This window comes from Acinetobacter lwoffii, from assembly GCF_024129355.1.
Taxonomy (GTDB): Bacteria; Pseudomonadota; Gammaproteobacteria; order Pseudomonadales; family Moraxellaceae; genus Acinetobacter; species Acinetobacter lwoffii_I.
In genome coordinates this window covers 110,201-133,667 of record NZ_JAMXXP010000006.1, presented here as the reverse complement: position 1 = coordinate 133,667, position 23,467 = coordinate 110,201, and the positions used below count along the sequence as shown (strand labels likewise).

At 43.8% G+C, this 23,467-nt stretch carries 24 protein-coding genes; 13 read left to right on the top strand and 11 right to left on the bottom strand.

Translation table 11 applies throughout. The features are described 5' to 3' along the window. The 3 genes from NI468_RS05635 to dxs form a co-directional block, all read right to left on the bottom strand. The coding region (locus tag NI468_RS05635) for a DEAD/DEAH box helicase (protein WP_253100546.1) at positions 1-1,576 on the bottom strand (1,576 nt) is incomplete at its 3' end. Between the two features lie 552 nt (positions 1,577-2,128). After that, positions 2,129-2,959, bottom strand: coding sequence for an inositol monophosphatase family protein (locus NI468_RS05630; protein ID WP_004281534.1), 831 nt, complete (start codon positions 2,957-2,959; stop codon positions 2,129-2,131). A gap of 114 nt (positions 2,960-3,073) precedes the next feature. Beyond that, a complete protein-coding gene (gene dxs, locus NI468_RS05625) occupies positions 3,074-4,984 on the bottom strand; it encodes a 1-deoxy-D-xylulose-5-phosphate synthase (protein WP_253100543.1) in 1,911 nt (636 codons plus the stop codon). A gap of 309 nt (positions 4,985-5,293) precedes the next feature. Between dxs and ribA the strand changes: the two genes are divergently transcribed. After that, positions 5,294-5,896: a GTP cyclohydrolase II gene (gene ribA, locus NI468_RS05620; RefSeq protein WP_005108581.1), complete on the top strand. Its 603-nt coding sequence runs from the start codon at positions 5,294-5,296 to the stop codon at positions 5,894-5,896. Between the two features lie 168 nt (positions 5,897-6,064). On the opposite strand, the gene hemN is transcribed toward ribA, so the two are convergent. Further along, the gene (gene hemN, locus NI468_RS05615) at positions 6,065-7,438 is read right to left on the bottom strand and encodes an oxygen-independent coproporphyrinogen III oxidase (protein ID WP_253100540.1); all 1,374 of its coding nucleotides are present in this window, start codon (positions 7,436-7,438) and stop codon (positions 6,065-6,067) included. Between the two features lie 238 nt (positions 7,439-7,676). On the opposite strand from hemN, the gene hemF reads away from it, so the two are divergent. From hemF to NI468_RS05590, 5 genes are all read left to right on the top strand, one after another. Continuing rightward, on the top strand, positions 7,677-8,633 hold the full coding sequence (hemF, locus tag NI468_RS05610) for an oxygen-dependent coproporphyrinogen oxidase (RefSeq protein ID WP_253100537.1): 957 nt from the start codon (positions 7,677-7,679) through the stop codon (positions 8,631-8,633). A 134-nt stretch (positions 8,634-8,767) separates the two neighbouring features. After that, positions 8,768-8,974: a hypothetical protein gene (locus NI468_RS05605; protein WP_004281539.1), complete on the top strand. Its 207-nt coding sequence runs from the start codon at positions 8,768-8,770 to the stop codon at positions 8,972-8,974. Between the two features lie 99 nt (positions 8,975-9,073). Then, positions 9,074-9,862, top strand: a complete 789-nt coding sequence (aroE, locus tag NI468_RS05600) for a shikimate dehydrogenase (RefSeq protein ID WP_005263792.1) — start codon at positions 9,074-9,076, stop codon at positions 9,860-9,862. Between the two features lie 398 nt (positions 9,863-10,260). Continuing rightward, complete coding sequence (locus tag NI468_RS05595; protein WP_253100534.1) at positions 10,261-12,084, top strand: acyl-CoA dehydrogenase C-terminal domain-containing protein; 1,824 nt, start codon at positions 10,261-10,263, stop codon at positions 12,082-12,084. A 347-nt stretch (positions 12,085-12,431) separates the two neighbouring features. Continuing rightward, positions 12,432-12,641, top strand: coding sequence for a cold-shock protein (locus NI468_RS05590; RefSeq protein WP_004281542.1), 210 nt, complete (start codon positions 12,432-12,434; stop codon positions 12,639-12,641). Between the two features lie 80 nt (positions 12,642-12,721). Here NI468_RS05590 and NI468_RS05585 read toward each other — a convergent pair whose 3' ends face one another. Both NI468_RS05585 and hemW read right to left on the bottom strand, forming a co-directional pair. Further along, entirely contained in the window at positions 12,722-13,666 is a 945-nt protein-coding gene (locus NI468_RS05585) for an HNH endonuclease (RefSeq protein ID WP_253100532.1), read from the bottom strand. Between the two features lie 170 nt (positions 13,667-13,836). Beyond that, positions 13,837-14,991 carry a radical SAM family heme chaperone HemW gene (gene hemW / locus NI468_RS05580; protein WP_253100529.1) on the bottom strand — a complete coding sequence of 385 codons (1,155 nt, stop codon included), beginning with the start codon at positions 14,989-14,991 and terminating at the stop codon, positions 13,837-13,839. Positions 14,992-15,117: 126 nt separating this feature from the next. On the opposite strand from hemW, the gene NI468_RS05575 reads away from it, so the two are divergent. Together NI468_RS05575 and NI468_RS05570 are read left to right on the top strand one after the other, a co-directional pair. Then, entirely contained in the window at positions 15,118-15,576 is a 459-nt protein-coding gene (locus tag NI468_RS05575; RefSeq protein ID WP_005108571.1) for a DMT family transporter, read from the top strand. Between the two features lie 39 nt (positions 15,577-15,615). Next, the gene (locus NI468_RS05570; RefSeq protein ID WP_085064902.1) at positions 15,616-16,974 is read left to right on the top strand and encodes an MATE family efflux transporter; all 1,359 of its coding nucleotides are present in this window, start codon (positions 15,616-15,618) and stop codon (positions 16,972-16,974) included. Between the two features lie 42 nt (positions 16,975-17,016). On the opposite strand, the gene NI468_RS05565 is transcribed toward NI468_RS05570, so the two are convergent. Continuing rightward, entirely contained in the window at positions 17,017-17,223 is a 207-nt protein-coding gene (locus tag NI468_RS05565; RefSeq protein ID WP_253100526.1) for a DUF1737 domain-containing protein, read from the bottom strand. A gap of 287 nt (positions 17,224-17,510) precedes the next feature. Between NI468_RS05565 and NI468_RS05560 the strand changes: the two genes are divergently transcribed. Together NI468_RS05560 and NI468_RS05555 are read left to right on the top strand one after the other, a co-directional pair. Then, the gene (locus NI468_RS05560) at positions 17,511-18,809 is read left to right on the top strand and encodes an ABC1 kinase family protein (protein ID WP_005248249.1); all 1,299 of its coding nucleotides are present in this window, start codon (positions 17,511-17,513) and stop codon (positions 18,807-18,809) included. A 96-nt stretch (positions 18,810-18,905) separates the two neighbouring features. Beyond that, the gene (locus NI468_RS05555) at positions 18,906-19,157 is read left to right on the top strand and encodes a type B 50S ribosomal protein L31 (protein ID WP_004732342.1); all 252 of its coding nucleotides are present in this window, start codon (positions 18,906-18,908) and stop codon (positions 19,155-19,157) included. Positions 19,158-19,246: 89 nt separating this feature from the next. Here NI468_RS05555 and crcB read toward each other — a convergent pair whose 3' ends face one another. Beyond that, positions 19,247-19,627: a fluoride efflux transporter CrcB gene (gene crcB / locus NI468_RS05550; protein ID WP_180037213.1), complete on the bottom strand. Its 381-nt coding sequence runs from the start codon at positions 19,625-19,627 to the stop codon at positions 19,247-19,249. 175 nt (positions 19,628-19,802) lie between these two features. Here crcB and NI468_RS05545 point away from each other — a divergent pair, with 175 nt between their 5' ends. Beyond that, positions 19,803-20,135 carry a HopJ type III effector protein gene (locus tag NI468_RS05545; RefSeq protein ID WP_253100523.1) on the top strand — a complete coding sequence of 111 codons (333 nt, stop codon included), beginning with the start codon at positions 19,803-19,805 and terminating at the stop codon, positions 20,133-20,135. A gap of 73 nt (positions 20,136-20,208) precedes the next feature. Here the strand turns inward: NI468_RS05545 and NI468_RS05540 are convergent, their stop codons facing one another. Then, positions 20,209-20,772, bottom strand: coding sequence for a hypothetical protein (locus NI468_RS05540; RefSeq protein ID WP_253100522.1), 564 nt, complete (start codon positions 20,770-20,772; stop codon positions 20,209-20,211). A 191-nt stretch (positions 20,773-20,963) separates the two neighbouring features. Between NI468_RS05540 and NI468_RS05535 the strand changes: the two genes are divergently transcribed. After that, positions 20,964-21,587, top strand: a complete 624-nt coding sequence (locus tag NI468_RS05535) for a class I SAM-dependent methyltransferase (RefSeq protein ID WP_253100519.1) — start codon at positions 20,964-20,966, stop codon at positions 21,585-21,587. A gap of 24 nt (positions 21,588-21,611) precedes the next feature. On the opposite strand, the gene NI468_RS05530 is transcribed toward NI468_RS05535, so the two are convergent. Both NI468_RS05530 and NI468_RS05525 read right to left on the bottom strand, forming a co-directional pair. Continuing rightward, positions 21,612-22,190 carry a hypothetical protein gene (locus tag NI468_RS05530; RefSeq protein ID WP_247143149.1) on the bottom strand — a complete coding sequence of 193 codons (579 nt, stop codon included), beginning with the start codon at positions 22,188-22,190 and terminating at the stop codon, positions 21,612-21,614. A gap of 27 nt (positions 22,191-22,217) precedes the next feature. Next, positions 22,218-22,685 carry a Holliday junction resolvase-like protein gene (locus NI468_RS05525; RefSeq protein WP_253100516.1) on the bottom strand — a complete coding sequence of 156 codons (468 nt, stop codon included), beginning with the start codon at positions 22,683-22,685 and terminating at the stop codon, positions 22,218-22,220. 124 nt (positions 22,686-22,809) lie between these two features. On the opposite strand from NI468_RS05525, the gene NI468_RS05520 reads away from it, so the two are divergent. Further along, the gene (locus NI468_RS05520; RefSeq protein ID WP_253100513.1) at positions 22,810-23,454 is read left to right on the top strand and encodes a ParA family protein; all 645 of its coding nucleotides are present in this window, start codon (positions 22,810-22,812) and stop codon (positions 23,452-23,454) included. Positions 23,455-23,467 lie beyond the last annotated feature (13 nt).

The following is a 23,467-nucleotide window of genomic DNA, read 5'->3' as shown; positions in this document are numbered from 1 at the left end:
GTGGAGCTGGACGATCACCGAAGTCACGCTTTGGACGGTCATCAAACGAACGTTGTGGACGATCACCGAAACCGCCTTCACGACGTGGAGCTGGACGATCACCGAAGTCACGCTTTGGACGGTCATCAAACGAACGTTGTGGACGATCACCGAAACCGCCTTCACGACGTGGAGCAGGACGATCACCAAAGTCACGACGTGGACGATCTTCGCCAAATGCTGGACGTTCGCCACGAGGTTTGTCATCGAAGCTACGACGTGGACGATCATCACCGCCTTCACGACGTTTGAAGTTGCTTTCGCCTTCAAAACGACGACCGCCACCGAAACCACCACGACCGCCATCACGACGACCGCCATCACGGCCACGACCGCGACCAGCGCCATCACGGCTACCACGTGCAGGAGGTGGAGATGGCTCAAGACCTTCAATTTCAGATACGTTTAGACGCGCATCAAGGAAGTCTTCTAAAGCACGGATTTTACCGCGTTCACGGTAAGTCGCCAAAGTAATGGCTTTACCAGTACGACCCGCACGACCTGTACGACCGATACGGTGTACATAGTCTTCATTCTTCATTGGAAGACCGAAGTTAATTACGTGTGAAATAGTTGGTACGTCAAGACCACGCGCTGCAACGTCAGTTGCAACCAAAATCTTCGCACGACCTTCACGGATGCTACGTAAACGACGGTTACGAACAGTTTGTGGCATAGCACCGTGAAGTGCTACAACTGATAGACCTGCTTCAGCAAGTTCTTCAGCCAACATATCTGTGTCTTCTTGAGTTGACGCAAATACAACTGCTTGATCAACGTCTTCTTCGTTCAACCAGTGAGTAAGAAGTTTTTTCTTGTGCTCGAAACCGTCAGTCCAATGCAAAGTCTGAGTAATATCAGTATTTGTAGAGTGACCAGTTTCGATCGAAATACGCATTGGATCATTCATCATGCGTTCTGCAAGTGTAATGATACGTGGTGCAAAAGTCGCAGAGAACATAAGAGTTTGTTTGCGGTTTGCAGCCAACTCACCAATTGCTTCTAAGTCTTCAGAGAAACCCAGGTCAAGCATACGGTCAGCTTCATCAACGATTAACGCGTCAACTTTATCCAATTTGATTTGACGACGATTCACCAAGTCAAGTAGACGACCTGGAGTTGCAACAACAACTTGCGCGCCTTTTAACTGTTGAATTTGCTTACCGAAAGGCATACCGCCCATGATTGCCGCAATACGCACGCCTTTCATGTGACGTACAAATGCAATCGCGTCTTGACATACCTGTTGTGCCAATTCACGAGTTGGTGAAATCACCAAAATATTCGGTTGAGTAACCGCTTTCATACGGTCTTTAAACGGTACTAATGTATCTTGGTTTGCCAACGCATTTAACGTAGGAAGTAAGAATGCAGCAGTTTTACCAGAACCTGTTTGGCTTGACACAAGAAGGTCTTTGCCTTCAAGCGCAGCTGGAATCGCTTGTTCTTGTACAGGAGTAGGAGTAGTAAAGCCTAAAGCGTCGAGAGCCTGTGTTAGAGATTCGTCGAGGGAAAAATCAGCAAAAGTTTTGCTCATAGAGAGTATTCACCCTGAAGTGGGTGCTCCATTTAATAAATAACAATTATGGACATCGGCAAAAAGCGGCACAGCAAATAATGCTGAAAATATTAGGATTCAGCAGCGATCCGAGTAACGACGATGTGGATATAACGCACGCATGATTACGGCCGCAAACCTGAAGGAATCGCTTAAGCGATTGGGGCGCGAAGGATATGTCCTCTCTATGGACAGCACGCGCATACAATGATTAGAAGATAGTGTTCAGGTAAAGAACAGAAATTAAGTGCGTGGCAGAATTATAGCAGAATATTTCACAATGTCATTAAGTTTTAAAACTAATTTTCCTTATTCACAATTTATCTATATATTTCTAATACTTAAAATATAATAAAAAATGTAACAGATGGTATAAAAAGTCACTTTTCGCCAATTCACCTGATATTTCCAGTATTCAAGCAAACATCAATACCCCTATACCAGTCTCTCGCGACTTAAATTTCCGTGCATAAAAAAGGCATCCCGAAGGACGCCTTTTCTCAATATTAGATCTGATTCATCTAAACCCGATTATTTTGCTGCTTCGCCCCAAGCAGGAACAACTGCTTGCATTAAAGGCTTAAGCATTTTCATTGAACAAGCCAAAACTTGACCATTTTCCATAGAGTCGCTACCACCACGTGCATCAACTACAGTACCGCCTGCTTCTTTCACGATCAATTCGCCAGCTGCGATATCCCAAGGCTTTAAACCAAGTTCGAAATAACCATCGAAACGACCTGCAGCAACATAGGCTAAATCCAATGCTGCAGAACCTGAACGACGATATTGCGCGCCAGCTTCAGTTACGTTTAATAGGGTTTGAAAATGGTTCTTGGCATAAGACACAACTTCGCCATTACGCTTGGCACGATAAGCGTGACCAACAGCCATAAAGGTATTTTCCAGGCTGTCTTTAACATTCACACGAATACGGCGCTGGTTCATCATGGCACCACGACCACGACTGGCAGAGAATAGCTCATCTTTCACCGGGTCATAAATCACCCCGTGTTGAGTAATGCCTTTGTGCTGAACTGCGATAGAGATACAGAAATGCGGGAAACCGTTAATGAAGTTTAAAGTACCATCTAGCGGATCGATCACCCAACACCAATCGGCGTCATGACCTTTACCTTCCTGATAGCCAAACTCTTCACCAAGGAAACTGTGATTTTTATAGCTTTTACGTAGGGTATCGATGGTCAACTGTTCCAAATAACGATCTACACGCGTTACCGGACCATCAATTCCTTTTTCTTCGACTTGTAGATCGAGTTTATGACGATTCTGATGCGCTTTTAAAAGCTCTTGACCAACTAACTGAGCCGCACGCGCAGCCATCACCACCATAGGTTCCATTGAACACCCACTACAAATTTGAAGACACTGATAAAGAATAATGCATAAAAGCCCCGATATCTTAGCAAATATCGGGGCTTTTTTGGGAAAAATGTGTCTAAAATTTTTAAGAACTTATGACAAAACGCTTTGTCCTAGGCTAGACCAAGCCTGATTGATCGATTTTTCAATGCCTTGCGCATCCAAACCCGCTTGCTGCAACATCTGTGCATGACTCGCTTGCGCCATAAATGTATCATTCAGACCCAGATTCAGCATCGGTTTGACAATCTGCGCTTCTGCCAGATATTCATTCACTGCACTGCCGGCACCACCCATTACTGCATGTTCCTCTACTGTAACAAACAGACTGGTGCTTAAAGCAAGATCATCGAGCATTTGGGTATCGAGTGGTTTGACAAAACGCATGTTAACTACACGCACGCCAATTTCATGTTTCATGGAAAATGCTTCAGCTGCATCGACTGCGGCCTGTACCCGGCTACCAAACGCCAGTACAGAAATATATTCATCATACTGCCCGTTAAAACTGGCCACGATTTCCGCCTGACCGATTGGAATCTCAACCATCTTTTGCTGAATTTCGACACCCAGTCCATTGCCACGCGGATAACGTACGGCTGCAGGTCCTGGATACAAATATGCAGTATGCAGCATTTGACGGCATTCATTTTCGTCTTTTGGCGCCATGATCACGATATTCGGGATAGTCCGCATATAGGCATAGTCATATGCACCGGCATGGGTCGGGCCATCTTCACCGACCAGACCGGCACGATCAATACCAAAGGTAACATCTAGATTCTGCAAGGCCACGTCATGTACCAGTTGGTCATAACCGCGTTGCAGGAAAGTCGAGTAAATTGCAACCACTGGCTTCAAACCTTCACAAGCCATACCAGCAGCCAAAGTCACTGCATGCTGTTCGGCAATCGCTACATCAAAGAAACGTTCCGGATATTCTTTGGCAAATTTGACCATGCCTGAGCCTTCGCACATGGCGGGAGTAATCGCGAGTAAACGTGCATCTTGTGCCGCTTCATCGCAAAGCCATTGACCAAACACATCCGAATATTTCGGTGCAGTATTGCTGGCAGCAACGGCATTGAGTTTGCTAATCGCGTGATATTTGATTTGATCCGATTCTGCCGGAGCAAAGCCCTTGCCTTTTTTAGTATAGATATGAATCAGGCGTGGGCCTTTACGCTTTTTCAGCGCATTAAAGACATGCACCAGTTGTTTGACATCATGACCATCGTATGGGCCAAAATAGTCAAAGCCAATGGCTTGGAATAAGTTATCTGCGGCATCGGTCGCTGCACTATGCAAACGCGAGTTATACAACCATTCCGGATGTGGCTGTACATAGGCCTCACCCTGCTCGGTAACATTAACAAATTCACCGCGCTCCCAAATTGCGGCTAAATGCTTAGCAAAACCACCAGTACTGCAAGAAATCGACATATCATTATCGTTCAGCACCACCATCAGGTCAGCATTGTGTGCCACGGCATCATTCAAGGCTTCAAAAGCCATACCTGCCGTCATGGCGCCATCGCCAATAATTGACACAATTTCACACGGATTATTCTGATAACGACGTGCAAGCGCCATACCTAGGCCAGCAGAAATTGCCGTCGAAGAATGCCCTACCCCAAAAGTATCAAACTCAGATTCTTCACGAGCCGGGAACGCTGCCAGACCGTCTTTGGCACGAATGGTGGTGAGCTGTTCACGACGACCAGTCAACACTTTATGCGGATAGGCCTGATGACCTACATCCCAGATCAGGCGATCATGTGGCGTATTAAAGCAATAGTGTAAGGCCACGGTGAGCTCAATTACACCGAGGTTGGCACCAAAATGTCCGCCACTTTGCCCGGCAGCATACAGAATGAATTGACGTAACTCATCCGCCACTTGTTCCAGCTGGCTTTGCTCGAGTGCACGCAGTTGCTCAGGATGATTGATCGCATCAAGCAACGGTGTTACAGGGCGTTGAGTTGGGATTTCTGTATACAGCATATTATGGCAAAGCCTTCTAAAGCCTGGCAAATCTAAAGCTAGGTCAATGGGGAGTACCCGATCATATAGCTGAATTGTAGCAGCTTCAATTCAGCTACGCTTCTAGCGATGCAATATTAAACAATGATCTCGTCGGGGTGAAAAAATTGCAGCCTACGATTATCCTGAATAATCTTACTATTTATCAACTATTATCGTTCGCTTTCTACAAAAAAGAAAATCTATTGCAGAATTTCGACTTTGCAATTCTACCAATGTTCAATCATTACGCTATACTTTAGCCAATTTCAGGATTTAACGGGTTCAGCTGTGCCAATCGAATTTGTCGCAACGTCAAGATTACCTACCGCTCACGGTGAATTTAAAATTACTGTATTTCAAGACCCTAAGACTGGCGAAGAACATGTCGCACTTTCCAAAGGACTTGAAGAAGTATCAGATGAGCCTGTAGTGGTGCGTGTGCATTCTGAATGTTTAACCGGTGATGCCTTTGCTTCACTCAAATGCGACTGTGGCCCGCAATTGCAAGCGACTTTAAAACTGATCAATGAATTAGGCCGCGGAGTCATTCTGTATTTGCGTCAGGAAGGTCGTGGCATTGGCCTGACCAATAAAATTCGCGCTTATGCCCTGCAAGATCAGGGACATGACACAGTAGATGCCAACCTGATGCTGAACCTACCGGCGGATGCACGCCAATACGACATGTGTAGCATTATGCTGGATCATTTACAGGTAAAATCGGTACGTCTCGTGACCAATAACCCTTCAAAAATAGAAGCCTTAAAAGCACAAGGCATTAATGTAGTCGATCGTGTACCGCTAACAGTAGGCTTAAACCCGTTTAATGAACAATATCTTAAGACCAAGCACGAACGCATGGCACATCTTTATCAAAAGGATGATTTTTAATATTTTTAACCCCCTTCCCACCTTATTTTAACTTAATCCCTCCAACCTCCCTTTAATAAAGGGAGGCCTAACATCTAGTTAAATAGATGCCCCCTTCCTTTATAAATGTCTGTCTCCCTCCTTTGCTAAAGGATGAGGAGCACAGCACCGAAAGGGCGGATTAAAAAATTAAATCGTCATCGAGAAGATCCGGTTCTCCGGCATCCGTCGCTTTAAACGTAAATCAAAAGCCATACAAATATTTCGTACAAATGGTTTCCCTTTCTCCAGAATCGTGACTGACGAGTCTGAAAATTGAATTAAACCATCCTGTGCCATTTCGTCAAGCTGTTCCAAAACCTCATCAATTTCAGGGAAAAGCATCTCGGAATTTTCCCATGAGGTGCTAAAGCTGCACATCAAATTTAGAATATGTTGCCGGATGATCAAATCTTCCTGATTTAAGACATGTCCTTTAAATACCGGAATTTCATTGCGCGCCAGGCATTCATAATATTCTTCAATGGTTTTCACATTCTGCGCAAAGCTGTACCAGCTATCACTGATTGAAGAAATGCCTAGCCCAATCATCACCTGGGTTTTAGAGGCTGTGTATCCCATAAAGTTGCGGTGCAATGTTCCCGCTTGAAAGGACTGGTACATCGCATCTTTCTCTAAGGCAAAATGATCCATACCGATTTCATGATAGCCATGTGCCAGAAGTTTCTTTTTACCCGCTTCATAGCATTCCCGTTTGATCGCATCTTTGGGCACATCGGCATCTTTAAAACCGCGCTGACCATTACCTTTAATCCAGGGCACATGTGCATAGCTATATAAAGCCAGACGGTCCGGCAAGAGCGAATTGGTTTGTTCAATAGTATTTAAAACATCATCTAGACTCTGAAATGGCAGACCAAAGACCAGATCATGGGAAATCGATTCATAGCCAATTTCTCGCGCCCATTCGGTCACCTGTTTAACATTTTCATAAGGCTGAATCCGGTGAATCGCCTTTTGCACGGTTTCGTTATAATCCTGCACACCATAACTGACCCGACGAAAACCCAGGTCATACAATCCCTGCAAATGTTCACGCGTAGTATTATTGGGATGACCTTCGAAACTGAATTCATACTCAGGCGCTACGTCTGCTTTGGCCAGAATGCCTTGAATTAGTTGAGCCAGATGTGCCATTGAAAAAAAGGTCGGCGTTCCTCCACCAAAATGAATCTCTTTAATGATGGGCTTTTCTTGTAATAACTCGCAATATAGATCCCATTCTTTCAGCAGTGCCTGAATATAAGGTTGTTCGACTTCATGGCGTTTGGTCACGCGCTTATGACACCCGCAGAAGGTACACAGGCTTTCGCAAAATGGCAGGTGGATATACAAGCTAATGCCTTCGCTTTGATTGGATTCATCAAAAGACTTTTTTAGCGTTTGCTTCCATTGTTCCAGCGAGAAATTCTGCTCTTCCCAATACGGAACAGTGGGATAACTGGTATAGCGTGGCCCGGGAACATTGTATTTTTGAATCAGGGAATTGACCTGTACCGACATGACACCCACCTATTACCGTCGAGAAATGCTCAAGCCAATGAGCGCTTGTGAGTTATTGTGCTGAGCTTGAAAAAAGAATTCAACCTAGCCATTTAGTCGGATTTAATGATGCATTCTGCTTATAAATAGTGGAATGTAATGTCTGGGCTGATGAATTGCATCACCAAATTAGACCTTAATCTTTGACTGATTTTATGCTTTGATGTCGTTAGTTTTTTATTTCCCTACGAGGGCTCTGATGCAGCATCCTACATCTACGGATATTCAACACGTTCGTGAATTTCTCCTCGACTTGCAGGCACGGATTTGTGCAGCATTAGAACAGCAGGAACGTGCTGGCGGCGGTACGGCCGAATTTATCATCGATGACTGGGAGCGTCCAGAAGGTGGTGGTGGCCGTTCACGTGTTTTGCAAAATGGTACGGTGATTGAAAAAGGTGGGGTAATGTTCTCCCACATCAACATTTCCAAGCTACCTGCTTCTGCGACCGAACGCCATCCCAATATTGCCGGTGCCAAAGCGCAAGCGATGGGGGTATCACTGGTCATCCATCCAAAAAACCCGAATGTACCGACTTCGCATGCCAACGTGCGTTTATTTGTGGCTGAAAAAGAAGGTCAGGATCCGATTTGGTGGTTTGGTGGCGGTTTTGACCTGACTCCGTTTTATCCGAATGATGAAGATGTACTGTCTTGGCATCAAACAGCGCATGATCTGTGCGCGCCATTCGGCGAAGAGGTTTATCCTGAACATAAACAATGGTGTGATGATTATTTTTATCTAAAACATCGTGATGAACAGCGTGGCGTTGGCGGCTTGTTTTTTGACGACCTGAATCAATGGGATTTTGAAACCTGTTTCCAGTATATGCAGGCTGTAGGCAATGGATATCTAGAAGCCATTCTGCCGATTTTCCAGCGCAATCAGGATAAGCCTTATACCGAAGCACAACGCGAGTTTCAGTTATACCGTCGCGGCCGTTATGTGGAATACAATCTGGTTTATGACCGCGGCACCCTGTTTGGCTTGCAGACTGGTGGCCGGATTGAATCGATTCTGGTCAGCCTGCCCCCGCTTACCGGATGGTCATATCGCCCTGAATGGGATGAGGGCTCACCGGAAAAACGTTTAACAGATTACTACCTGAAACCACATAACTGGTTAACAGAATTAAAATCCAACGCAATGAAATGATACAAACGGCCCTCAAATAGAGGGCTGTTTTAATAGATATATCCTCTATACTGCTGCATAGAAATACCTGATTTGATCGCGGCACCCTATCGCTACATCGATCATATTCCATTTGATGTCTAGTGAGAATAACAATGCATAATCTTCAATTAAATCTACCTGTGTTGGCCTTTTGGCTTTTTCTGGCTCTCGCCATCAGCGCGATGAGTACCGCAATTTTGAGTCACAACCTGATTCTGGATGGCGCCGCTATTCTGGTGAGTATCCTGACTGGGTTTGGGGTTGTTCTCAGTATGGCGCTGATGTTTGCGGAACATATTATGGATATTTGCAGTTCCTAAAACCCGGATCAATTAACAGCAATTTAAAATCGCGCAGGCTTTAGTCTCTGCGCTTTTTCACGTATATTGATGGCCATTTCCGCACATGGACATTGTGAAATGAGCAAACAATTTTCCGTGATTGGTAACCCGATTGAACAATCACGTTCTCCAGAATTGCATCACGCCTTTGCTGCTAAAACTGGTGTCGACCTGAGTTACACCAAGCGTCTGGCGCCACTGGATGGCTTCGTAGCCAACATTCAGGAATTCTTTAGCAATGGCGGTAGTGGCATGAATGTCACCGTACCCTTTAAAGAACAGGCTTTTGCCCACTGTCAGGTGCTGAGTGAACGGGCCAAAATTGCCAAAGCCGTGAATACGCTATGGATGGAAAATGGTGTGCTGCATGGCGACAATACCGATGGTCAGGGACTGGTTGAAGCAATTCGAGCACTAGATTGGCCACTGGAAAATACAGATATTTTAATTATTGGTGCAGGCGGTGCCACGCGTGGTGTAATCTATCCCCTAGCCCAGGCAGGTGCGAAAAAAATCGTGATCGCCAATCGTACCTTGGCACGGGCGGAACAACTGGTCGCTGATCTTCAGAATGCCGTACCGCAAGTCGAATTACAGGCGATTTCACTAGACACTTTAGCCGGTGAATTTGATTTGATGATTAATGCCACTTCTGCCAGTCTCAGCGGTGATGCCCTGGTTTTACCGGAAACGCTACAGTTTAAACGGGCCTATGAAATGGCCTATGGCAAACCTTCTTCCTTTCTGGATCAAGCCAAGGCACGCGGTGTACCGACATCTGAAGGTTTTGGCATGCTGGTCGGTCAAGCAATTGAATCTTTTTACATCTGGAATGGTATCAAACCGGATTTAAAAGAGTTTCTTTAAAACCCCTATCTCTCTAATGAGTTCAGTTCGGGTTGCAACTGCAACCCTTTACTTCCCTCCTACTACTTTTTATAAGCTGAAAAACCATGGATTGGTTTTAATGACATTTTAAAATGAGTTATTTTGCCACCTGAATCCAAGCACAATTCATACAAAAATATACTAGACATATCACCTTTAAATTCATTAAATTCCATAGATATAACAATTTTTTAATCTTCATATGATGTAAACGCCTAATTATGAAATTCGACGATTTCATTCATTAGCCTTAAAAACCGATTCGCTTTTCTGACATTTTTATTCACTGAATTCATCAATGTTTTTTTGTCCCGAATGTGAATAATCAAAGAATCGATACAGATAATCCAAAACTAATTTCAATCAGGATTAAACGCATGCCAGCATATAAAGCCCCTTTACACGACATTCGCTTCCTTATGAATGAAGTGCTTGACTACCCTGCGCACTACCAGAATTTGTCGAATGGTGAATATGCCGATGCCGACACGGTAGATATGATCTTAGAAGGCGCTGCAGATTTCTGTGAAAATGTACTGTCGCCGTTGAATCAAAGCGGTGATGAAGAAGGCTGTCATTTTGAAAATGGCGAAGTAAAAACACCGAAAGGCTTTAAAGAAGCTTACGACCAGTTCGTACAAGGTGGCTGGCAAGGTCTGTCTTATCCTGAAGAATTTGGTGGCCAAAACCTGCCAATGTCTTTAAACCTGATCAAATCGGAAATGATGGGGACTGCAAACTGGTCATTCCAGATGTATCCGGGTTTAAGTGTGGGTTGTATCAACACTATCATGCAATATGGTACCGATGAGCAGAAAAACACGTATCTGCCTCACTTAGTTGCAGGAACTTGGGCGGGCACCATGTGTCTGACTGAGCCGCAATGTGGTACTGACTTGGGTCAAGTTAAGACCAAAGCAGAGCCGAAAGAAGATGGCAGCTATGCGATTTCAGGAACTAAAATCTTTATTTCTGCAGGTGAACACGACCTTACTGAAAATATCGTGCATATCGTACTGGCACGCCTTCCAGATGCACCACAAGGTACCAAAGGGATTTCTCTGTTTATCGTACCAAAATTTATTGCTGCGGCAGATGGTGGGATCGGTGAGCGTAATCCAGTGAACTGCGGTTCGATTGAACACAAAATGGGGATTCGCGCTTCAGCAACGGCTGTACTGAATTTTGATAATGCGACTGGCTACCTGATTGGTGAACCGAATAAAGGCTTGCATGCCATGTTTACCTTTATGAACACAGCACGTATTGGTACTGCGATTCAGGGTATTTGTCATGCTGAATTGTCATTCCAGGGTGCTTTACCGTATGCCAAAGAGCGTATGTCAATGCGCGCCCTGTCTGGCAAAAAAGATCCGGAAAAAGTAGCGGATGCGATCATTCACCATGCTGATGTCCGCCGTATGCTATTGACGCAAAAAGCCATTGCTGAAGGTGGCCGTGCCATGATTTATCATGCAGCAAAAATTGCCGACAACATGAATGATGCTTTGCTGCTTGGCGATACTGCAGCATTTGAACAGCATGATGACCATCTTGGGTTCTATACTCCAATCCTGAAAGGCTTCCTGACCGAAATGGGTTATGAGGCATCAAATCACGGTATGCAAGTCTTCGGTGGACATGGCTATATCAAAGAATGGGGCATGGAACAGATCGTACGTGACTCACGTATCTCTACCCTGTATGAAGGCACAACAGGTGTTCAGGCACTGGATCTGATTGGCCGTAAAGTGCTGTTGACATCAAAAGGTAAAGTGATTCGTGATTACACTGCTGAAATCCTGAAATTCTGCGGTCAGCATGCACGTAATAAATATATGCGCCGCTTTGCCTGGGATTTAACCAAGCTCTGTGCACAGTGGAATGCACTAACTGTGCGTATCATGCTGGCTGCACGTAAGGACCGCGACATCGTTTCTTCTGCATCAGTCGATTTCCTGATGTTCTCCGGTTATGTGATGATGGCGTACTTCTGGGCACAACAAGCCGCAGTCGCTTCAGCCAAACTGGCTTCTGGCGATGGTGCGGAAGTACCAGAGTTCTATAAAGCAAAAATCAAAACTGCTGATTTCTACTTTGAACGTATCCTGCCACGTACCCAAGGTCATGCAGAAGCGATGGTGAATCCGTCTAAAACCATGACGGCACTCGCGCCAGAACACTTTAGCTTCGATTACTAAGCTGTAAATTGACTTGAAAAGGGCGCTTCGGCGCTCTTTTTATTGATGTAGATGCCCTTCTTCAACTTAAAAAACCTTTCTGGATAGAAAATATACAAATTTAATTTCATATTTTTCAACATCCTAATAAATTAGCCAAATAAAACGCTTGTATATCTCAAAATAAGCGGTATGATAATCCCAACTAGAAAAATTCTTGTTTTGGTTAGTCTTCTTTTAAGTATCGCAGTTTTAGTCATAAACCTTCGTATTACAGATCAAAAAGCTCCATCCTTTTTATTTTTCAAAGTTACAGTTAGTCATCTGAAATTTTGGCTATAAATTCATACGATTCAATAGGTTATATTATGTCTAATACAGTTAACGGTACAGTAAAATGGTTCAACGAAACTAAAGGTTTCGGTTTCATTCAACAAGAATCAGGTCCAGACGTTTTTGCTCACTTCAGCGAAATCACTGGTTCAGGTTTCAAAACTTTAGTTGAAGGCCAAAAGGTTTCTTTCAGCGTAGCTCAAGGTCAAAAAGGCCCTACAGCTGTAAATATCGTTGCTCTATAATTTAGAAGCAAGATATTGAAAAAAAGCACTCTAAGAGTGCTTTTTTTGTGCCTATCATTTTTCTCATACCGCTCTAGTTCTTAAAGATCATTGGGGTGATCTAAAAACCGGTGTGCTCTATGCCAGGCTAAAAATACCGGATCGGGTGCAAAACGTTTTGGTACGTCGATTCGTTTACCGTGATAAAGTTTTAAATAGGCGTATAAACTCGCATCTTGCTTGGCCTGATTCGCGATACAAACTTTAAGCCCTTCATCCAACGTGATAAATCCCTGATCGAAAGCTTGATCCAATAAAGAAGATAAGCAAATTCCATTACGCGGATTTCTTCTATGCTTCTGATTTTCAGACCAGGGTACGATATGAGAAGCCACTAAAAAGGCTTTGGTCTTAATACCAGAGATCGCACATTGATATTGATAATTAAGTTTAACTTGTAAAGCAAATTCCTGGTGTGGCGAACCGCGAACCTTTACCCTGGCATATTGATCTTCAACACTATAATCAAGGATTTCTTGACGCAAATGCGTATCAAGTAAAGTGTCCTGTTTTTCGCCTATTCCCGCTAATTTAAGTAATCGCCAAAAATCATCTGCCGTGATCTCATTCATGCCATATTGTTGAAAAAAATGTTCCCAAGTATTTCCGCGTGGTTTAAAAGTCCATTGAAAACCTTCCAAATCGGACTGCAGAATGGGATCTATAAAACGTATACCATCGATCACTTCCGCAAAGACCGGTTTGGTTCGACGTTTTTGATGATTTTGAGGAATATCATTAGGTGCAATAATCTTAGCTATACGGCCTGCACCATAAAGATAGAATTGATTTTTAATTTCAGAGGCTTTTTGCGGTCGTCGATATAAAAAGAAATCCCCTTCTCTGACCCGATTATATTTGCTTTGATCCCAATGATATTTTTTAAAGTCCCGATCTTCATAAACCAGATGATCACTTTTACTATCAAAAATAAAGAATCGGGTGTCAGTTAAATCCATCTGTTGAAAAGCCCATAATGTATCCATCTGCCCACCCTTTAGAAATTATAATATTCATTTAATTTAATCTTTGAATATTCTCAGAAAACTTCTCTCTAAGAAAGCATCAATCAGACTTTAGGTATTTATTTAAGGCAATAAAAAACCCACTAGAATCCTAGTGGTGTTTCTTTTCAAACAATGGGAAAATTAAATAATTAAAGAAATTCTTCCAGCACCGAATTTAAAAAGATATGCCCCTGCTCAGTACAAGAAAGCCGGTCTTGATCATCGACCATTAATTTTCTGTCACGTAAAGAACTCAGTAACTCATGTAAAGTATCTAGACTCAAACCAGTACGTTCGGCATAGAGTTTGGCTTCCACACCCTGATTTAAACGTAACGCATTCATCATAAATTCAAAAGGCATGTCGGCATCTTCAATACGCTTAAACTGCACATGCTCGGCAGGTACTTTGGCTAAGTAGTCCTTAGGTAAACGGGTTTTCTGGAACCGATATACACCATCCGGCTGAGTGACTTTACCATGTGCTCCGGCACCAATTGCCAGATAGTCACCAAACTGCCAGTAATTCAGATTATGCGCTGAAGGCAATTCTTTACGCCAAGCTGAAACTTCGTAATTGATAAAACCCTGCGCTTTTAAGTAGAATTCACCCTGTTCCTGAATATCTTCCAATACTTCATCGACAGGCAAAATCGGTTGAGTCCGGAAAAATACCGTATTTGGCTCAATCGTCAGCTGATACCAGGAAATATGCGTAGCGCCCTGTTCTACCGCCAGTTTTAAATCATGTAAAGCTTGTTCTAAAGTCTGTTCCGGTAAACCATGCATCAAGTCGACGTTAATGCGCTGAAAGCCAGCTTCACGTGCCAGCCCAATGGCAGAAATCGCATCTTCATTGCTATGAATCCGTCCCAAACGCTTGAGATGCTCGGTATTAAAACTCTGCACCCCAATTGACAAACGATTAATGCCGGCCTGCAAATAACCAGCAAACGGATCATGTTCGACCGTACCGGGATTGGCTTCCAGTGTAATTTCACAGCCTTCAGCAAAGGGAATAATGGCTTTAAGCTGATCAAATAACCATTGATAGCCTGGGGCAGAAATCAGTGACGGCGTCCCCCCACCAATAAAGACACTGTGAATCTGCCGGCCTTGGGCAAAATCGACCTGAGTTTTAAAGTCTTCCACCAGTGCTCGTAAATATTCCTGTTCCAATTCCAGTGATAATTGACCATCCGGAACCGCATGCGAATTGAAGTCACAATAAGGACATTTGCGCACACACCAAGGCATATGAATATATAAGGACAAAGGGACAGCAGCAGGATTCAATTCAGCCAAAGAACTACTCAAAAACGATTACAAGATATAGCCGAATTTTAACATGACTCGGCGGCAAGACTGCTAAAATTAAATTTGATCGTGTGATATGCCTAAAAATTTAAATAGAATTAGTCAGTTAAAATTATGAAAATATCTTCTCAACTTATTATTTTACTTCCTTTGGTTTTTGCAATCGGTGTTTTATTGACACTCCAGACCGCAATTAATACACAACTAAAAGAATATTTATATTCTCCTATTCAAGCTGCATTTTTTTCCTTTTTGATTGGTACAATAGTGCTCGCCGTAATCGTACTTTTTCAGTCCAATCCCAAACCCGGTTTACAGGAACTGATGAGTGTTCCCTGGTATTTATGGCTCGGGGGCATCGTGGGTGTATACGCGATTAGCATGAGCATTTATGCAGCGCCCAAACTTGGCTTTCTGGTTCTTAGCGGTCTCATTATTTTTGGTCAGATGGTGATGTCGATGCTGGTCGATCATCTGGGATTATTGGGTAATGAAAAAATGCCGATTAATTGGCAACGTCTTTTAGGCGGCGTGGTAATTTTTATTGGTGTGCTTCTCACTTTACAACGCTAAACCTTCTATTTAAGCACATGATCACGATGAGTAATTTTTGTGTCGAATGTTTCACCAGTCACAACCTTTGGTTTTGAATTAAAAAAACTGTTTCATCTGATGCTGCCTATTCTGGTGACCCAATTTTCTCAGGCTGGTCTGGGTCTGATTGATACCATTATGGCCGGTCACCTGTCTGCTACCGATCTTGCCGCGATTGCCGTCGGAGTAGGACTCTGGATTCCGGTGATGCTGCTGTTTAGTGGCATTATGATTGCCACGACGCCTTTGGTTGCTGAGGCCAATGGCGCACGCACACCTGAAAAAATTGCCACCATTGCACGTCAATCGCTTTGGGTTGCCCTGATTCTTGGGGTAATTGCCGGCTTGATTTTGCAACTCTTGCCGGCCACTTTGCCACTTTTAGGTGTACCGGAAAGCTTACAACCTAAAGCCGGTTTATTTCTGCATGCGATTGGTTTTGGTATGCCAGCGGTAACCATGTATGCGGCCTTACGCGGCTATTCTGAAGCGATTGGAAATCCGCGTCCGGTGACCGTGATTAGTTTATTGGCGCTGGTCTTGCTAGTTCCGCTGAACTATATCTTTATGTATGGTATTGGCCCTGTTCCGGCCCTAGGCAGTGCAGGCTGTGGGTTTGCCACGGCGATTTTACAGTGGCTAATGGTCATCACCCTCGCGTTGTATATCTTTAAAAATAAGGCCTATCAACGTACCCAGCCTTTTACCCATTGGGAAAAAATCAACCCGGAATGGATGAAGCGCATCTTACAGCTTGGCTTTCCAATCGGATTGGCAATTTTTTTTGAGGTCAGTATTTTCAGTACTGCTGCAATTGTGCTGAGTCCTTTGGGTGAGACCATTGTCGCTGCCCATCAGATTGCTATTTCTGTCACTTCACAACTGTTCATGATTCCCATGTCACTGGCGATTGCCCTGACCATTCGGGTTGGCACCTACTATGGTGAACAGAACTGGCAAGCCATGCGTAAAGTACAATATCTCGGCCTGATTACTGCCACTATTCTGGCGATCCTGACCATGATTCTGCTTTGGGTTTTCCGCAATGAAATCGTAGCACTCTACACCTCAGATCTGATCGTGACCCAAATTGCGGTGTATCTGATTCTGTTTGCCATTGCCTATCAGCTGATGGATGCGTGGCAGATCAGTGCGGCAGGTTGTCTGCGCGGCATGCAGGATACCAAGGGGCCAATGTGGATTACCATGCTGGCTTACTGGGTCATCGCCTTCCCGGTCGGGGTGTATTTGTCCCGCTTTACCGACATGGGCGCCGCCGGTGTCTGGGTTGGCCTGATTGTAGGCCTCAGCGTAGCTTGTATACTTTTATTGGGCCGTTTATATGGCAATAATAAACGCTTAAGTCTAAACAACTAAACACTTTTATTTGATTAATTTAAGCTAGAAAATGCGCTGAGATTAAAGATCCAGCGCATTTTTTAATCCTTGTGGAATCTCAGATTCATCCACTACATCTTTAATCACCACCTGCCCCACAATTACATCCGTATCATTAAAAGTCATGGTGGGTGAACCATATAGCTCATAACCTTCATTTAAGGCACGGGTCACCCGCGCACAAAAATGTACATCATCTTTCCCGGTAAAATATCGATAGACTTTCATTGAATTTTCTTCATTACTATACTCTGTTTATTCTAAGCTTTTAGCTATAAAACAACATTCAGAATTAGTACTCGGTCTTATCTAAAACGATGACGGATTCCGGCATATTCTTATAGTTTAAACGCAAGCAATAAAGATAAATCTTTTAACAAATCAAAGATGATGCATTAAACATGGAGAAGCTGAAGGAAATCACAACACAACCTCTACAATTAAATCTAGGCAATTGAACCGTTGTCACCTATGATCAAATACATCCATTCATAGTTGGTTTCAAGGAATCTCGCATGGCAAAAACGGCTAGCACACCCGGTCGTCGCTTTATGAAACTTGCCGGAATGACCGCAAGTATTGCAGGTAAAACCCTCTCCAATTCCATTAAAAATTTAACTGCCGATGACGAGCAGAAAAACACTGCGCGCAGTAAATTATTTCAGGATATTGGTGTGCAGATTGCGGATACCTTGGGGGAAATGAAAGGCGCAGTCATGAAAGTTGGCCAGATCGCCTCTCAATATAAAGATGTTTTCCCGCCCGAAGTCGCTAAAGCCATTGCCAAGTTACAGCGTCAGGCGCCACCGATGCCGTTTAAAGAAATTCAGGCACAAGTGGAAAAAGAATTGGGTAAACCTTTACAGCAACTTTTCCAGCAGTTTGATGAGCAGCCATTTGCCGCGGCCTCGATTGGTCAGGTGCATAAAGCCACCCTACCGAATGGCCAGCAAGTTGTGGTCAAAGTACAATATCCTGGTGTGGATGAAGCCTGCGAAAGCGACCTGAAACAAGTTCGTCTGGCACTGCGCATGATGGGCGTCTTAAAGATTGACCGTAAACTTCAAGATCAATTATTTAAAGAAATTCAGCACAGTCTGGACAATGAGCTGAACTATGAAATTGAAGCCCAGAATCTGGAAATCGCCCGTGCCTTCCATGAGCCTCTGGACAATAAAATTGTGATTCCGAAAGTGTTTCATGAGTATTCATCGCGACATATTTTGACCTTAAGCCAAGAGCTTGGTGAAAGTATCGAAACTGCCAGCACTTGGCCACTCGAAACCCGAAATGCTTTAGGCCGCCGCCTCTTCCGCGCCATTGGTCAGGAAATTTTTTATCTGAAACGCTTTCACTGTGACCCGCATCCAGGCAACTTTGCATTTCGTGAAGATGGCTCTGTGATTGTTTATGACTATGGTGGCGTCAAAACCTTATCGACTGAAGTGATTGGACATTTTAGGGAACTGATCCATGCTGCACGCGAGAAGAATATTCCCGTGATCGAGCAACAGCTGGATGCGCTGCATTCCTTGACTGAAACTGGAAAATTCCCGAAAGAATTATATGAACAGTGGCTGGAAGTGCTCATGCGTCCTCTGGTCACTGACTATGATTTTGCCGAAAACTCAGCGCATCATGATGGGATGGAGTTGCTGAAACCTTCGTTGAAATATTGGGATGTATTTAAGCCCTCTCCTGATACCTTGATGGTGAATCGCACAATTTCAGGACAATACTGGAACCTGATTCATCTCAAAGTACATGATGATTTAAGTGATGTATTTGAAGAACTGGTACCGAGTCGAAGCTAAGTTGAGACGATAGGCTTACACGCTGTAACCCTAGATTACTTGAAATATCAAATGTTACATTATAACATTTAATCAAGAATCATGAGGAAGTTAGATATGCGTTCAGATATCCATCCCGAGTATCGTGAAGTGTTATTCCATGATACCAATGCCGATGCCTATTTCGTGATTGGCAGCACGATGAACTCGAGCCAAACTAAAGAATATCAAGGTAAAACATATCCTTATGTAACACTAGATATTTCGAGTGCATCACATCCTTTCTATACGGGTGAGCAACGTCAGACCAGCAATGAAGGACGTGTGGCAAGCTTTAACAAACGTTTTGGCCGCTTTAAACGGGGCTAAAACCGAAAACCCTCAGTTATCTTAAGATTTAAATCGTGGTTTATGTCAGGAAATGACCTCCAATTTCCTGACTTTTTTATGCGCTTATTTTAACTCTGTGCCAATACGATTGAAGTTAAATAAAAGCCCAGCGCCAGAACAATAATGCCGACAATTAAGCTGGATAATGCATATAACAGCGCTAGGCCCATAGCACCTTGCTTGAATAACAAAAAGCTTTCCAGACCGAAACTGGAAAATGTGGTAAAACCACCGAGAATTCCCACCATTAAAAACAGACGAGCTTCTTGTTGGAGTACTGGATACTTTTGGCTACAGGCAAAAAAAATCCCGGCACATAAACAGCCCAGAATATTGAGCCACCAGGTGGGCCAAGGAAATTGCATTTGTGGTTTGGACAGCCAAAGTCCGGCTGCATAACGCAGACTGGCACCGATTGCCCCACCCATTGCCACCCAAAGCCAGCCCATATTTTTTTCCTGTTCTATTTATTGATCAAGTTTATTTTATCCACAGTTTCATATTCATCATGGATAATTTTCACTGTTATCTTGAACCGAAAATCAATGAAATACCATGGAACTTCGCAAGAAAATTGCTATATTTATTGCATCCAATTTTCATGAATGGCACAGGAAAAACAGCATGGCACAGAATTTATTGGCCCAGTTGGCAGCAGGCGAAGCAAAATTTGCAGATGTGATTACTTATATCGAATCGCGTTATACGCATACACCGACTGCATTTAAAAATGGCCAGCAGAATAATGCGGCCACAGAAAACCAGGGCAGCGCCAAAGTCTTTTCTTTTGCACAATTAAATGGTCTGGATCAGGCACAAACGTTAAGCCTGTTTGCCGAACATTATTCGGCTGTACTGGCGACGCCAGAGGCAACTGATCATCAGAATATCCGTCAATTTATGCTTAATGGGTGGGATGAAATTGCCTTTGAAGGTCAGGCTTTAACTGCGAAGTAAGTACTAAGCAGATAAAAAAACCGCTCAAAGGAGCGGTTTTTTATACAACTCAGAAGTGTATAGAATGTCTGTTTTAGCTCTTAGCGACTTTTTCAATCCACTTAATGGAACTGACGCGGAAAACTTCACAGGCACCATCACCCGTATCGGTCGGAGTTAAAGACGATTTCCAGACCAGATCTTTGTCACGCACTTCAACCAGTTCCCCTTGCATACGCACCAGATCGCCACGCTTTACTTTTTTAATTGCCTTGGCAATTTCAGGATTGGCAGGAATGATATGCATATTGGACACCATCTGCTTGGCTTGTTCTACCGGCACTGGCACCCGATCCATTTTCCAGTTTAAATAACGGTCATATTGATTCACTGTGATATGTCGGGCAATTTCAGGTTCAGCAAACAGCCCCCAACTGACGGCATAATCAATCGGAGAGAATTTGGCTTGCGGGTCAGAACTATAAACCTTGGAACCCAGAATACGGAAATCACCTTTAAAGGGCTGCAAGACCGAAATTGACTGGCCTTTAACGACAGGAGGCAAACCTTTGGCAATATTGTGGTCGACCGAGCTATAGCCCGAAATAGGCAGCAACAGGCTGGCCAGCAAAGCATAATGTTTAAAGTATTTGAGCATAATTTTTAATCTAATCCTAATCAAGTTGATTAAACGTTTTAAGGATATCTTCCTTAATCTTACGGATTTTTTAATGAATAAACAGTTGAACTTGGTAACAAATTGCATGTATTTAGTCAGCTCGATATATGCCTATCATTTTATTTTTCAGTTAAGCTAGAACGTATTTCCATCAAATTAAAATAACTCAAATGTTGTATAAACTTTATCAACAACATATCTTTGCGCATCTGCTGAATCAAGTGATGCAAACGCCATCCTTGATGGACTTGCGTCGTGAACTACTTTTGGATATTTCCGGTGAAGTACTGGAAATTGGTTTTGGTACCGGCCTAAATCTGCCTTTTTATCAATCGGTTGATAAGGTCTATGCGCTAGAACCAAATCCGGCGATCTTCAAACTGGCAGAAGCGCGAATTCAACAGGCAGGGTTTCAGGTCGAGCATATTCAGGCCAGTGCAGAAGCTTTGCCTTTTGCCGAAAATAGTGTGGAAAATATTGTGTCTGCCTGGACGCTTTGTAGTATTGCAGAGCTGGAACAGAGCCTGCAGGAAATTTACCGTGTGCTACAACCGGGTGGGACTTTACATGTGGTCGAACATGTCCTGAATCGGCAAAATTTAAATATTCAGCGTCTGCAACATTTACTCACTCCCATTCAAAAGAAAGTCGCAGATGGCTGTCATCTGAATCGAGATATTGAAACCGCCTTGCTGGAAACCGGTTTTGAAATAGAAAGCTTAAGTTATGTAGATGCCGAAGGTATTCCGAAGATTGGCCAACGCATGTTGTTAGCCCGGTTTCTTAAACCATAGAGCTAATTCACTACTCTCTTGTATTTAGTGCTGCTGGACGTGGGTTACTTGCAGCAACTGACAATGAGCACGATATTCAGAGCCTGTTCCAACCCGGAATTCTTGTCCAGTCGTGCCTGAATGAACTGTTACCAGATCACCAGTGAGCGTGATTTTCTGCCCCGATTTTAGCCGGCGAATCTGATCGGCAATTTTTTCAGTGGCAGCAATCAGACTAAAATACTGTACATGCGTATTGACGAAGTCACGCTCCGCTTTATTGGTTTGTCCTTCGAGCTGATAGCAGCGTTTTGCTTCATCAAACTCCAGTTTTGCCTGTATAGCGGGCAGCGGTTGAGTCAGCAACAGCACATCAATATTACTCAGATAGGCCAGATCATTAAAATGCCCCACCACAGGGCTGGCCTGATGCAGCACCCGACGATCAGGTTTTACGAAACGGTGATCATGCACAATATAAGTCGCGGAAATGCGCTTAACGGGTTCTACTTTAAAGTTTTTAAGTACGCCCTTTTCTTGCAGATGCGGAATGGCACGAAAAAATTCATTCCACACCCAGAGTCCAAGCATAAACAGCAGCGCAGTGATCAGTAATTTTTGCATAATTTTTTATTCTTCACTGGATTTTGGTCAATCCTGAAAATCAATCCGAATGGTTTCAAAACGTACCCGCCCTTCCTGAACCGCTCGGGCAATGGCTTGCTGGCCTTTGGTCAGACGTGCTCCGCCACTTTTAATGTCAATCAAGACCACTTCAATATCTTCAGCGTCGCCTTCGCCATCACGAAAATCGGTATAGCCATCAAAGACCACATAATCCACCGGATCGCCCAGAAACTTGGCATCACTCGGCAGATATTGAAATTCCGGCATGATCGGCGCGAGCTGTTCCGCCATTTTTCCTTTGAGGACGGCACGGCTAGTATTCACGCTGCGTTTTTGCGCGGCAACGAGGGACTGCTGATGCTCCAGTTCCAGCTCGGCAATATACTGCTCATATTCGGCCTTGATCCGCCCATTACGCGTCTGACTTAAAATAATAGTGGTCAATACCACCCCGATACATGCGCCAATCAGCATGGCCATCCATATGGACATTCAATCTTCCTAATTTGCCTGATTTTTATAGCATCGCATTCGACTGAAGTTGAGGACTTCGGCCATTTGCATACTTGAAAAGAATGATATGCTAGGCCGGAACAGAATAAAATCACCTTGAGTCATGAAAACAATTTTAGTTGCGAATCAGAAAGGCGGTTGTGGCAAAACCATGACAGCCATTAGTTTAGCGTCAGCACTCGCACAAAAGGGTTATAAGGTGGCATTGGCCGATGCCGACAACCAGAAATCCACATTGCAATGGCTCAAGCATCGTCCGGCACAGGCAGCACAAATCCAAAGTCTGGACTGGCGCAACAGCAAGTCCATTGGTGACGCGCCCAAACAAATCGAATACCTGATTATTGATGCACCAGGTGCTTTGACCGACGATCATGCCGAACAGCTGATCAGTGAAGCACATGCGATTATCATCCCGATCCAGCCTTCTTTTTTTGATATCGATTCGACCCGCCGTTTTCTCAAACATTTGCAGGATATTAAACGCATCCGTAAGGGCAAGGTTGAAATTTTACTTTTGGCCAACCGTACCAAACCAAATGCCGCCAGCAATCAGGACATACAACAATTTTTTAACAAGATCGACCAGCAGCCAGTGGCCTGGATTTCGGAACGTGCCCCTTATAGCCGACTGGCTATGGAAGGCCTGTCCGTCTTTGATAAACCTCAGAAAATCTACCGGGAACTGCAGGCTCAATGGCAACCGGTACTGAATGCCATTATTGATGATCCGAGTCAGTGGTTTTGAGTCAATCATCTGA

Excerpts from the sequence above, each read along its gene's own strand:
- NI468_RS05630 (WP_004281534.1), bottom strand. The coding sequence starts at position 2,959 with ATGGAACCTATGGTGGTGATGGCTGCGCGTGCGGCTCAGTTAGTTGGT.
- dxs (WP_253100543.1), bottom strand. The coding sequence starts at position 4,984 with ATGCTGTATACAGAAATCCCAACTCAACGCCCTGTAACACCGTTGCTT.
- hemN (WP_253100540.1), bottom strand. The coding sequence starts at position 7,438 with ATGTCGGTACAGGTCAATTCCCTGATTCAAAAATACAATGTTCCCGGG.
- hemF (WP_253100537.1), top strand. The coding sequence starts at position 7,677 with ATGCAGCATCCTACATCTACGGATATTCAACACGTTCGTGAATTTCTC.
- NI468_RS05605 (WP_004281539.1), top strand. The coding sequence starts at position 8,768 with ATGCATAATCTTCAATTAAATCTACCTGTGTTGGCCTTTTGGCTTTTT.
- aroE (WP_005263792.1), top strand. The coding sequence starts at position 9,074 with ATGAGCAAACAATTTTCCGTGATTGGTAACCCGATTGAACAATCACGT.
- NI468_RS05595 (WP_253100534.1), top strand. The coding sequence starts at position 10,261 with ATGCCAGCATATAAAGCCCCTTTACACGACATTCGCTTCCTTATGAAT.
- NI468_RS05590 (WP_004281542.1), top strand. The coding sequence starts at position 12,432 with ATGTCTAATACAGTTAACGGTACAGTAAAATGGTTCAACGAAACTAAA.
- NI468_RS05585 (WP_253100532.1), bottom strand. The coding sequence starts at position 13,666 with ATGGATACATTATGGGCTTTTCAACAGATGGATTTAACTGACACCCGA.
- NI468_RS05575 (WP_005108571.1), top strand. The coding sequence starts at position 15,118 with ATGAAAATATCTTCTCAACTTATTATTTTACTTCCTTTGGTTTTTGCA.
- NI468_RS05565 (WP_253100526.1), bottom strand. The coding sequence starts at position 17,223 with ATGAAAGTCTATCGATATTTTACCGGGAAAGATGATGTACATTTTTGT.
- NI468_RS05560 (WP_005248249.1), top strand. The coding sequence starts at position 17,511 with ATGGCAAAAACGGCTAGCACACCCGGTCGTCGCTTTATGAAACTTGCC.
- NI468_RS05555 (WP_004732342.1), top strand. The coding sequence starts at position 18,906 with ATGCGTTCAGATATCCATCCCGAGTATCGTGAAGTGTTATTCCATGAT.
- crcB (WP_180037213.1), bottom strand. The coding sequence starts at position 19,627 with ATGGGCTGGCTTTGGGTGGCAATGGGTGGGGCAATCGGTGCCAGTCTG.
- NI468_RS05545 (WP_253100523.1), top strand. The coding sequence starts at position 19,803 with ATGGCACAGAATTTATTGGCCCAGTTGGCAGCAGGCGAAGCAAAATTT.
- NI468_RS05540 (WP_253100522.1), bottom strand. The coding sequence starts at position 20,772 with ATGCTCAAATACTTTAAACATTATGCTTTGCTGGCCAGCCTGTTGCTG.
- NI468_RS05535 (WP_253100519.1), top strand. The coding sequence starts at position 20,964 with ATGTTGTATAAACTTTATCAACAACATATCTTTGCGCATCTGCTGAAT.
- NI468_RS05530 (WP_247143149.1), bottom strand. The coding sequence starts at position 22,190 with ATGCAAAAATTACTGATCACTGCGCTGCTGTTTATGCTTGGACTCTGG.
- NI468_RS05525 (WP_253100516.1), bottom strand. The coding sequence starts at position 22,685 with ATGTCCATATGGATGGCCATGCTGATTGGCGCATGTATCGGGGTGGTA.
- NI468_RS05520 (WP_253100513.1), top strand. The coding sequence starts at position 22,810 with ATGAAAACAATTTTAGTTGCGAATCAGAAAGGCGGTTGTGGCAAAACC.